Genomic DNA, 8,505 nt, shown 5'->3' with positions numbered 1-8,505 from the left:
TCTTTCTTCCGCTTGGCCGGCTTGCCCCGCTCAGGCAGCGGCGGCAGCCCGTCACCCTCGTCCTCGCCCCTGTGCTCGACCAGCCGGAAGTCGATCTTGCGCTCTTCCATGCTGGCCTTCAGCACCAGGATGCGCACGCGGTCGCCCAGCCGGTAGCTGCCGCCGCGGCGCTCGCCGGTCAGCGTCTTGCGGGTCGCGTCGAACTTGTAATAGTCCTGCGGCAGCTGGGTCACGTGGACCAGGCCCTGCACCTTCGACTCGTCCAGCTCCACGAACAGGCCGAAGCTGGTCACGCCGCTGATCACGCCGTCGAACTGGCCGCCCACGTGCTTTTCCATCCACGCCGCGCGGTAACGCTCGTCGACCTCGCGCTCGGCCTCGTCGGCACGGCGCTCACGCTCGGAACACTGCAGTGCCAGCGCGGCCATCTCGCGGGCGTTGTAGGTGAACTTGTCCAGCGGCTTGCCGGACAGCGCGTGCTTGATCGCGCGGTGTACCAGCAGGTCGGGATAGCGACGGATCGGCGAGGTGAAGTGCGCGTAGGCCTCCAGCGCCAGGCCGAAGTGGCCGTGGTTCTCCGGGCTGTAGATCGCCAGACTCTGGCTGCGCAGCAACACCGATTCCAGCAGCGTCGCATCGGGGCGGTCGCGGATCTTCTTCAGCAGCTTGGTGTAGTCACCCGGGCGCACCTTCGACCACGGCGGCAGGCTCAGCTTGAACTCCTTGAGGAATTCCAGCAGGTCGGCGTACTTGGTTTCCGGCGGCTTCTCGTGGATGCGGTACGGCGCCGGCACGTGGCGCGACAGCAGGTATTTCGCCGCCTCCACGTTGGCCGCGATCATGCATTCCTCGATCAGCTTGTGCGCGTCGTTGCGCACCAGCATGCCGGCCTGGGTGACTTCACCGCGATTGTCCAGCACGAAGCGCACTTCGCTGCTTTCGAATTCGATGGCACCGCGCTTGGCGCGTGCCTTGGACAGCACCTTGTACAGCTGGTGCAGGCGCTGCACCTGCGGCAACAGGTCGCCCATCCAGGCCTTGGTATCGGCATCGTCCTCGCCGACCGCCTTCCACACCTGGGTGTAGGTCAGGCGCGCGTGCGAATTCATCACCGCCTCGTAGAAGCGCGAATGCGTGACCAGGCCATCGCGGTCGATCTGCATGTCGCAGACGAAGCACATGCGGTCGACTTTCGGCATCAGCGAGCAGATGCCGTTGGACAGCGTCTCCGGCAGCATCGGCACCACGAAGCCCGGGAAGTACACCGAGGTGGCGCGCTTCTGCGCTTCCTCATCCAGCGGCGTACCGGGGCGCACGTAGTTGGAGACATCGGCAATGGCCACCACCAGGCGGAAGCCATCGGCATTTGGCTCGCAGTACACCGCGTCGTCGAAGTCCTTGGCATCCTCACCGTCGATGGTGACCAGTGGCGTGCTGCGCAGGTCGACACGGTCGCCGATCATCGCCGGCTCAACCACCAGCGGCACCGATGCGGCTTCGTCCAGCACCTCCTGCGGGAACTCGAACGGCAGCTCGTGACCGTGGATGGCGGTCTCCACCACCAGCGACGCGGTCAGCTTGTCGCCCAGCACGGCGATGATGCGGCCGATCGGCGGGCGGCGGCTGTCCGGGGCCTGGGTCAGTTCGCAGACCACCAGCTGGCCGTCGCGCGCGCCACCGGTCTGGTCCGGCGGCACCTGCACGTTGCGCTGCACGCGCTTGTCATCGGGCACCACGTAGTTGATGCCCATCTCGATGCTGAAGCGGCCGATCAGGCGGGTCATGCCGCGTTCGAGCACGCGCGCAATGCTGCCCTCGCGACGGCCCCGGTGATCGATGCCGGTCACGCGGGCGAGCACCTTGTCGCCGTGCATCACCTTGCGCATTTCATACGGCGGCAGGAACAGGTCGTCGCCGCCCTCGACCGGACGCAGGAAACCGAACCCTTCCGGGTTGGCGATCACCACGCCGGTGACCAGGTTCAACGTCTGGATCGGGGCGAAACCGCCGCGGCGGTTCTGCACCAGCTGGCCATCACGGACCATGGCACCGAGCCGGCGAGACAGCGCCTCGGCCCGATCCGGTGCGGTCAGGCCCAGGCGTGCACCAAGTTCCTCGGCGGTCTGCGGCCCTTCGCAACGCTCCAGCAGGGCCAGGATGGCCTCGCGGCTGGCGATGGGCTGTTCGTATTTCTCGGCTTCGCGGGCGGCGTAGGGATCGTCGATCACCTTGCCGGTCGGCGGCAGCTTGCGGCCCGGGGCCGGGCCGGGCGCTGCCGCATCAGCGGTGCGGACCTTGCGGCCGCGTGGCGGCGTACCGCCTTCATTCAATTCGGGGAACCAGCCTGGCAGCGGCTTGCCCGGCTTGGGGGTGCGGGCTGCGCCCGCCTTCGGGCCCTTCTTCGGGGCTTGGCTGCGGGACTTGCTCCCGCCCTTGCTTGGTTTTTTGGTAGTCATCGCCCTACATGGTAGCCGTTGATGGCGTGCAGAACGGGTCAGCGCCCGCCCTGGAGGCGTTGGATGAAATAATTTCAGGAAGTCGTTGACAGCTCCCGGATTCATCTTCACAATTGCGCCTCTGGAACGCCCAGGTGGCGGAATTGGTAGACGCACTAGTTTCAGGTACTAGCGGGTAAAACCGTGGAGGTTCGAGTCCTCTCCTGGGCACCAACGAAAAAACTCCTCGCTTCGGCGGGGATTTTTTTTGCCTGCGATCCGGTAGCGGGGTCGGATCCCTTTCCGAAGGAAAGGGCTCTGACCCCAGCGAGTGAGATGGGGTCGTAGCCCATCTCGCAGGCGAAACCGGATCCACCCCCAGGCCCACAAAAAGTGTTGACACCCCCGTAACAACACCCCATAATCTCGCTCCTCGACGCCCAGGTGGCGGAATTGGTAGACGCACTAGTTTCAGGTACTAGCGGGTAAAACCGTGGAGGTTCGAGTCCTCTCCTGGGCACCACGTCGAGAATGAGAAAGACCCGCGAAAGCGGGTTTTTTCATGCCCGGAATTTGGCATCAGAACAATGGCCGCAGCACCAGCTCCAGGCCGAGCAGCAGCAGGAAGCCAAGGAAGCACGCCCGAAACACCCGTGCGCTGATGCGCTGCCGGATCACCTGCCCCAGCCACATGCCCAGCAGTGCCGGCACCACCGCCAGTGCACTCAAGCCCAGCTGCTGGATGCCGAACGCACCGTGCAGCACCAGGCCCGTGGTCAGTGCAATCGTCGATACGGTGAACGCCAGCCCGAGCGCCTGCACCAGTTCTTCGCGCTGCAACCCCAGTGATTGCAGGTACGGCACCGCCGGCATCACGAACACGCCGGTGGCGCCGGTCACTACGCCGGACAGCGCGCCCACCAGCGGCCCCAGCCAGCGCTCGCGCCGCTGCGGCACGCGGAACACCGGCGCAAGCAACGCATAGGCGGCATAGACCATCAGGACCACGCCCAGCGCAACGCGCGACCCGCTGCGATCGACCCGTACCAGCAGCGCTGCCGAACCCAGCGTCACCACCACCACGGCCAGCATCATCGGCCACAGGCGCCGCACGATGGGGCCCAGCGCTGGCCCGGACAACAGCTGCCACACATTGGTGACGAAGGTCGGAATGAACAGCATCGACGCTGCCGCCACCGGCGACAGCGTACTGCCCAGCACCCCCATCGCCACCGTCGGCAACCCCATGCCGGTCACCCCCTTGACCACGCCGGCCAATACGAACACCAGCACCAGCAGCACGTAGAAGTACATCGATTCATCCATGCCTTCATTGGATCGGGCGGAGCAACGGCGCACAATGCGGTCTTTCCGGCCCTGCCTTCGGCTGATCCGAAGGCGGTGGCCCTGCGATGAGGGCACCCACATGCGGATGGACATCGCCGACCTGCGCCTGTTCCTGGCAATCGCCGAGGCCGGGAGCATCACTGCCGGCGCAACGCAGGCGAACCTGGCCCTGGGTTCGGCCAGCGAGCGCCTGCGCACGATCGAAGCCGATGCCGGCACCCTGCTGTTGAACCGGCATCCACGTGGCGTCATCCTGACTGAAGCCGGCGCCGCCCTCGCCCACCATGCACGCCTGATCCTGCAACAGCAGGCGCAGCTGCGCGGCGAACTGCAGGCATTCGCGCAGGGGGCGCGCGGCACCCTGCATCTGTATGCCAACACCGCAGCACTGACCAACTACCTGCCCTCGCGGCTCGCACCGTGGTTGGCCGAACGACCCCGCCTGCACGTCGAACTGCTGGAACGCACCAGCCCCGAAGTCGTGCGTGCAATCAGCGCTGGCCAGGCCGAGGCCGGCATCATCAGTGATGCGGTCGACGCCACCGGCCTGCAGCAGCATGTGGTGGCCGAAGATCCGCTGGTGATGCTGCTGCCGGCCGACCACCGCTTCGCCACACGGCGCACGCTGGCCTTCGCCGATATTGCCGGCGAGACCTTCGTTGCCCTGGCCGATGGCAATGCACTGCAGACCTACATCGAAGACCAGGCGCGCGACATCGGTCGCCGACTGGACGTGCGCATCCGCATGAAGACCTTCGAGGGCGTCTGCATCATGGTCGGCCACGGCATCGGTGTCGGTATCGTGCCGCGTACCATTGCGCGCCAGCATCGGCGCAGCACGCATACCGTTGCGGTGCCGCTTGCAGATGCGTGGGCACAGCGCCGCCTGTGCGCCTGTTTCGCCGAGTGGGCGCAGCTGTCACCGGCGATGCGCAGCCTGCTGCACCACCTGGGCGTGCAAGCGCAGAAAATAGTGTGAAATGTTGTTGACACACTCTCTGCCGTGCCGCACAATTCATCTCCTGAGTCGCCCAGGTGGCGGAATTGGTAGACGCACTAGTTTCAGGTACTAGCGGGTAAAACCGTGGAGGTTCGAGTCCTCTCCTGGGCACCACGACTCAAGATGATCAAACCCGCGAAAGCGGGTTTTTTCGTTTCCGGAGGCTGGGTGGCACGCGATGACGTGGATCCACCAGACAGAAACCCCGCCTTGCGGCGGGGTTTTGTGCGTTTCAACGCCAATGGTCGATCAATGCCCACCGCCCGCGGACGCCGCACCTGCGCCTGCGCCGAACGGCGGCTTGGCCAGCCAAAGGAAGGTGATGATCGCCAGGAAGATCCAGCCCAGCAGGAAGAAGATGTCGTTGAAACCCATCTGCGATGCCTGGTGGTTGATCATGTTGTTCAGTACCGCCGCGCCATGTTGCAGGTCGCCCTGCCCCATCGCAGTGACCTGCTCCTGCATGCCCGGCTGATAGGCCGAGATGTGCTCGGTCAGATCGGCATGGTGCACCTGGGTACGCCGCGCCCACAGCCACGTCGTCAGCGAGGCCGCGAAGCTGCCGCCCAGCGTGCGCAGGAACGTCGCCAGGCCGGAGCCCGCCGCGATCTCGCGCCCATCCAGGTCCGACAGCAGGATCTGCAGCACCGGCATGAAGAACAGCGCCACGCCAATGCCCATGATCAGCTGCACGCCGGCCACGTGCATGTAGTCCACCTGCAGATTGAAGTTCGAGCGCAGGAAGCTGGTCATCGACAGCACGATGAACGCCACGGTGGCCAGCATGCGCATATCGAAGCGCGACGCATACTTGCCCACGAACGGCGTCATGATCACCGGCAGGATGCCGATCGGTGCGGTCGCCAGGCCTGCCCAGATCGCGGTATAGCCCATGTCACGCTGCAGCCACTGCGGAATCAGCAACGCCACGCTGAAGAACGCCGCATAGGCCACCACCATCGCCAGCGTGCCGGCACGGAAGTTGCGGTGCCGGAACAGCTTCAGGTCGACGATCGGATCCTTGTCGGTCAGTTCCCAGATCAGGAACACCGTCAGCGTCACCACCGCCACGCAGGCCAGCACCACGATCTTCATCGACGAGAACCAGTCCTCGTCGTTGCCCAGGTCGAGCACCAGCTGCAGCGCGCCGACACCGATCACCAGCGTGATCAGGCCGACGTAGTCCATCTTCGGCTTCTCGATCTGCTCCGGGCGTCCCTTCAGCTGGTTGCCCACCACCAGCGCGGCGAAGATGCCCAGTGGCACGTTGATCAGGAAGATCCATTCCCAGCTGTAGTTGTCGGTGATCCAGCCACCGAGGATCGGGCCGCAGATCGGCGCCACCACCGTGATCATCGCCAGCAGCGCCAATGCCTGTCCGCGCTTCTCGCGCGGGTAGATCGAGACCAGCAGCGACTGTGTGATCGGGTACATCGGACCGGCCACGAAACCCTGCAGCGCACGCGACACCACCAGCATGCCCATGCTCTGCGCAAGGCCGCACAACAGCGAGGTGATGACGAAGGCCAGCGTGGCCCAGACGAACAGTTTGCGTTCGCCGAAACGGCGGCTGAGCCAGCCGGTCAGCGGCAGCGCGATGGCCGTGCTGACCGCGAACGAGGTGATGACCCAGGTCGCCTGCTGCGAACTGGCACCGAGGTTGCCGGCGATGGTCGGCAGCGAGACGTTGGCGATGGTGGTGTCGAGCACCTGCATGAACGACGCCATCGCCAGGCCGACGGTGCACAGGGCGACGCTGGGCGGCAGGAACCCGGAGGCTGCAGCCGGCGCCGCCGGTGCGCCCGGAGCGCCGGGCGCGGCTGGAGCTTGTGCGGACATGGCGACCTCAGCCCACCTTCGCCTGTTGCTGCGGCAGGTTGCCCTGGATGATCGTGTGGATCACCTCGTCGGCATCATGCAGCTGCTTGGCATACACGTCGGTGTCGAACACCGTGCCCTTGGCCGGGGTGCTCGGCAGCACTTCGCCCTTCTGGTCGCGCAGGCTCACTTCGGCCTTCATCGACAGGCCGATGCGCAGCGGGTGCTCGGCCAGCTGCTTGGCATCGATGGCGATGCGCACCGGTACGCGCTGCACGATCTTGATCCAGTTGCCGCTGGCGTTCTGCGCCGGCAGCAGCGAGAACGCCGAGCCGGTGCCCAGGCCCAGGCTCTGGATGCGCCCCTTGTACTTCACGTCGCCGGCGTACAGGTCCGACTTCAGCTCCACTTCCTGGCCCAGGCGCATGTGGCGCAGCTGGGTTTCCTTGAAGTTGGCCTCGACCCACATCTGCTCGGTCGGCACCACGGCCATCAGCGCATTGCCCGGCTGCACGCGCTGGCCGACCTGCACCGAACGACGGGCGACGTAGCCGGAGACCGGCGCAACGATGCCGGCGCGGGCATTGTTGAGGAAGGCCTGGCGCAGCTGCGCAGCGGCGGCCTGCACATCCGGCTGGGTGGCGATCACGGTGTCGTCGACCAGCGCGCGGTTGCGCTCGACGGTCTCGCGTGAACCGGCCACGGCGGCTTCGGCCGCGGCCAGCTCGTCGCGGGCGTGGGCCAGTTCTTCGTTGGAGATGGCGCCGGTGGCGGCCAGGTCCTTGCGGCGGGCGTAGTCTTCGCGCACGCGCTTCAGGGTCACCTGGCGGGCGTTCAGGTCCGCCTGCGCGCCTTCCACGCTGCGGTACAGGCCGCGGGTCTGGCGCACGGTCTTGGCCAGGTTGGCTTCGGCCTGCTGCAGCGCCACTGCGGTGTCGGACGGGTCCAGCTGCACCAGCAGCTGGCCGCGCTCCACGCGCATGCCGTCATCGGCATTGATGGCGACCACGGTGCCGGCCACCAGCGGGGTGATCTGCACCTGGTTGCCCTGCACGTAGGCATCGTCGGTCTCTTCGAACCAACGGCCGAACATGAAGTACCACAGCGCCAAAGCGGCAAGCAGCAGCACGACGATCACGAACAGGCCGCGCAGCAGGTTGCCGCGGCGGTTGGGGGCGGCCGGGGCCGCGGTGTCTTGGGTCTGGCTCATGTCGGAGATCTTCAGGAATGCGAGGAATCGGAATGGGAGGCGATCGGTGCGCGGTCGGCGTCAGTGGGCTGGAAACCACCGCCCAGCGCCTTGCTCAGGCGCACCGAGGACTGCACCTGCTGCGACTGCAGGCCGGCCAGCTGCTGCTGCGACTGCAGCAGGGTGGACTGCGCGGTCAGCACGTCCAGGTAGCTGCCGATGCCGGCACGGTAGCGCTGCTGGGCCAGGTCGAAGGCAGCGCGTGCGGTGTCCACCGCCTGCTGCTGCGACTGCGCCTGCTGTGCCAGCGAGCGCACCGCGTTGACCTGGTCGGCCACATCACGCAGCGCATCGAGCACGGTCTGGTTGTAGTTGGCCACCGCCAGGTCGTACTGCGCATCGGTATTGGCCAGGTTGGCGCGCAGCTTGCCGCCCTCGAAGATCGGCAGGCTCAGCGCAGGGCCGATATAGGCGAAGGTGGAACTGCTCTTCAGCAGGTCGCCCACATTCGGGGCGACCACGCCGGCCAGCGCGGTCAGGTTGAAGCTCGGGTAGAACTTGGTCTTGGCAACCTTGATCTGCTTGTCGGCCGCTTCAACGCGCCAGCGTGCGGCCACGATGTCGGGGCGGCGGCCAAGCAGTTCGCTGGGCAGCACGCCCGGCAGCTGCAATGCCACCGGATTCAGCGGCTGCGGGCGCTGGATCGACAGGCCACG

General features: G+C 66.2%; 5 protein-coding genes, 3 tRNA genes and 1 pseudogene. 4 read left to right on the top strand and 5 right to left on the bottom strand.

Annotation, left to right across the window (positions count from 1 at the left end):
- The coding region (gene rnr, locus N5E02_RS18990; RefSeq protein ID WP_279946609.1) for a ribonuclease R at positions 1 to 2,456 on the bottom strand (2,456 nt) is incomplete at its 3' end.
- A gap of 128 nt (positions 2,457 to 2,584) precedes the next feature.
- Between rnr and N5E02_RS18985 the strand changes: the two genes are divergently transcribed.
- Together N5E02_RS18985 and N5E02_RS18980 are read left to right on the top strand one after the other, a co-directional pair.
- Positions 2,585 to 2,669, top strand: a tRNA-Leu gene (locus N5E02_RS18985).
- Positions 2,670 to 2,873: 204 nt separating this feature from the next.
- Positions 2,874 to 2,958: transfer RNA gene (locus tag N5E02_RS18980), tRNA-Leu, on the top strand.
- Between the two features lie 56 nt (positions 2,959 to 3,014).
- On the opposite strand, the gene N5E02_RS18975 is transcribed toward N5E02_RS18980, so the two are convergent.
- Positions 3,015 to 3,761, bottom strand: coding sequence for a sulfite exporter TauE/SafE family protein (locus tag N5E02_RS18975; RefSeq protein WP_279946608.1), 747 nt, complete (start codon positions 3,759 to 3,761; stop codon positions 3,015 to 3,017).
- Positions 3,762 to 3,861: 100 nt separating this feature from the next.
- Between N5E02_RS18975 and N5E02_RS18970 the strand changes: the two genes are divergently transcribed.
- Both N5E02_RS18970 and N5E02_RS18965 read left to right on the top strand, forming a co-directional pair.
- Positions 3,862 to 4,761 (top strand): LysR family transcriptional regulator, encoded by a 900-nt coding sequence (locus tag N5E02_RS18970; protein ID WP_279946607.1) that lies wholly within the window; start codon positions 3,862 to 3,864, stop codon positions 4,759 to 4,761.
- 50 nt (positions 4,762 to 4,811) lie between these two features.
- Positions 4,812 to 4,896, top strand: a tRNA-Leu gene (locus tag N5E02_RS18965).
- A gap of 135 nt (positions 4,897 to 5,031) precedes the next feature.
- On the opposite strand, the gene emrB is transcribed toward N5E02_RS18965, so the two are convergent.
- The 3 genes and pseudogenes from emrB to emrC all read right to left on the bottom strand — a co-directional run.
- Positions 5,032 to 6,621: a multidrug efflux MFS transporter permease subunit EmrB gene (emrB, locus tag N5E02_RS18960; RefSeq protein ID WP_065186080.1), complete on the bottom strand. Its 1,590-nt coding sequence runs from the start codon at positions 6,619 to 6,621 to the stop codon at positions 5,032 to 5,034.
- 7 nt (positions 6,622 to 6,628) lie between these two features.
- Positions 6,629 to 7,810 carry a multidrug efflux MFS transporter periplasmic adaptor subunit EmrA gene (gene emrA, locus N5E02_RS18955; protein WP_021204129.1) on the bottom strand — a complete coding sequence of 394 codons (1,182 nt, stop codon included), beginning with the start codon at positions 7,808 to 7,810 and terminating at the stop codon, positions 6,629 to 6,631.
- Between the two features lie 11 nt (positions 7,811 to 7,821).
- Positions 7,822 to 8,505 (bottom strand): annotated as a pseudogene (emrC, locus tag N5E02_RS18950) (multidrug efflux transporter outer membrane subunit EmrC); the annotation flags it as partial.

This window comes from Stenotrophomonas sp. GD03777 (assembly GCF_029842485.1).
Lineage (GTDB): Bacteria > Pseudomonadota > Gammaproteobacteria > Xanthomonadales > Xanthomonadaceae > Stenotrophomonas > Stenotrophomonas sepilia.
Note: the sequence above shows the minus strand (reverse complement) of the source record. Positions and strands in the feature narration are given on the sequence as shown.

Bases quoted from the DNA above. Each gene is read 5' to 3' on its own strand.
- N5E02_RS18975 (WP_279946608.1), bottom strand. From the start codon at position 3,761: ATGGATGAATCGATGTACTTCTACGTGCTGCTGGTGCTGGTGTTCGTA.
- N5E02_RS18970 (WP_279946607.1), top strand. From the start codon at position 3,862: ATGCGGATGGACATCGCCGACCTGCGCCTGTTCCTGGCAATCGCCGAG.
- emrB (WP_065186080.1), bottom strand. From the start codon at position 6,621: ATGTCCGCACAAGCTCCAGCCGCGCCCGGCGCTCCGGGCGCACCGGCG.
- emrA (WP_021204129.1), bottom strand. From the start codon at position 7,810: ATGAGCCAGACCCAAGACACCGCGGCCCCGGCCGCCCCCAACCGCCGC.